We start from the raw sequence: 1273 nt of genomic DNA, 5'->3' as shown, positions 1-1273 counted from the left end.
GACCTTCGACCACAACTACACAGCCTCCTACTACCTTCATGAACTCCGAACACCGGAGTCCTATCGAGGCGACAACTATTCTGACGCGGGGGGCCGAATACAAGGAACTGCGCGCCGCGCACGGCACCACCCTGGCCGATGCGCGCGACAAGCTTTTCTGGTTCCTCTGCGGCTGGCTCGGCGGGCCGGACCACTACATCGAACGCTTCGGCCACCCGCGCCTGCGCATGCGGCACATGCCGTTTTCCATCGGCATCAGGGAGCGCGACCAATGGGTGGCGTGCATGGACCAGGCGATGGGGGAGACCGGCGTGCCCGAGACGCTGCGGGCGAGGCTGCGGGAGAGTTTTATGGGGACGGCGGATTGGATGAGGAATCGGGGTGGGTGAGAGGTTGCGGGTGTTGGGGGTACGCCCGTTCTACTTGGTGGCTTGCGCTCATCAAGCGATGTCGTGGTATTCGTCTTGCGATCTATGCGTGAGATATTGTGCTGTCTGTATCGCTCTTACTCGTAATTTTTGGCCGCTACAAGAATATCAGCAAAAACTCTCCAAGATCCATTTAAAATATTAATTTCTGATATTTCTAAATTTTCATAATATCCATCCATATCCTCCGCCCAACTTTGCATCGCGCTTAAGAATTCGGATAAATTTCCATTCCTCCAACTCTCTGGGTTATCCGAGAAGTCTTTTGAAAGCTGTTTGAGAAAATATATAAATTGCTCTTTGGATTTTATTTCTGATGTTTTCATGATTAATTTTGATCGATCCAATCGGATCTTGGCTGGCAAACCGCCCCGCGCTTGGATCGTAGTACCGGAATCGGTTGTAATGCAGCTAGGTTTCCTCACCAAACTGGTGCCCCAGGAACCGGAAGGGCTGTTCGATGGTGGAGTAGGGCGCGTGACCTGCCCCAGTAGCCATACCAATCATTGGGGAGAGGTCCAGGGTTTTGCAGGTTAACTGATCCTGCATCGATGGTGGATGGTTCGCGGTGCCTGGTTGCAAATGCGGCAGGTGGTATCCGGCCAATGCTTCCGTGGGGCCGCTCTTCGTTGTAGTCCTGGCGCCAAAGGGCGATGACCTCCCTGGCCTGGCCAAGGTCTCGAACCAGTTCTCGTTGAGGCATTCGTCCCTGAACCGGCCGTTGAAGCTCTCGATATAGGCGTTCTGGGTGGGCTTTCCTGACTGGATCAGGATGTGCTCGATGCCTCGCGCCTGCAGCCAGGCCATGAAGGCCCGGCAGGTGAATTCCGGGCCGTTGTCGGTCC

At 55.1% G+C, this 1273-nt stretch carries 2 protein-coding genes and 3 pseudogenes; 1 reads left to right on the top strand and 4 read right to left on the bottom strand.

The genetic code is table 11. From position 1 onward, the window contains the following. Nucleotides 1-38 precede the first annotated feature (38 nt). Nucleotides 39-389 carry a group II truncated hemoglobin gene (locus tag BLR99_RS22180; RefSeq protein ID WP_017439783.1) on the top strand — a complete coding sequence of 117 codons (351 nt, stop codon included), beginning with the start codon at nt 39-41 and terminating at the stop codon, nt 387-389. A 116-nt stretch (nt 390-505) separates the two neighbouring features. Here the strand turns inward: BLR99_RS22180 and BLR99_RS22175 are convergent, their stop codons facing one another. The 4 genes and pseudogenes from BLR99_RS22175 to BLR99_RS23950 form a co-directional block, all read right to left on the bottom strand. Then, nucleotides 506-754: a DUF7660 family protein gene (locus tag BLR99_RS22175; RefSeq protein ID WP_074687523.1), complete on the bottom strand. Its 249-nt coding sequence runs from the start codon at nt 752-754 to the stop codon at nt 506-508. 10 nt (nt 755-764) lie between these two features. Continuing rightward, nucleotides 765-890 (bottom strand): annotated as a pseudogene (locus BLR99_RS23955) (RHS repeat-associated core domain-containing protein); the annotation flags it as partial. After that, nucleotides 850-1134 (bottom strand): annotated as a pseudogene (locus BLR99_RS23840) (integrase core domain-containing protein); the annotation flags it as partial. The pseudogenes BLR99_RS23840 and BLR99_RS23955, both read right to left, overlap by 41 nt. Nucleotides 1135-1154: 20 nt before the next feature. Further along, a pseudogene (locus tag BLR99_RS23950) lies at nt 1155-1235 on the bottom strand (hypothetical protein); the annotation flags it as partial. Nucleotides 1236-1273: the final 38 nt, after the last annotated feature.

Origin of the sequence: Paracidovorax citrulli (assembly GCF_900100305.1) — a bacterium.
In the GTDB taxonomy this organism is placed as follows: Bacteria; Pseudomonadota; Gammaproteobacteria; order Burkholderiales; family Burkholderiaceae_C; genus Paracidovorax; species Paracidovorax citrulli.
This window is presented reverse-complemented; position numbering and strand designations above follow the sequence as displayed.

What these genes read in the sequence shown, in the direction of transcription:
- BLR99_RS22180 (WP_017439783.1), top strand. Translation starts at nt 39, where the DNA reads ATGAACTCCGAACACCGGAGTCCTATCGAGGCGACAACTATTCTGACG.
- BLR99_RS22175 (WP_074687523.1), bottom strand. Translation starts at nt 754, where the DNA reads ATGAAAACATCAGAAATAAAATCCAAAGAGCAATTTATATATTTTCTC.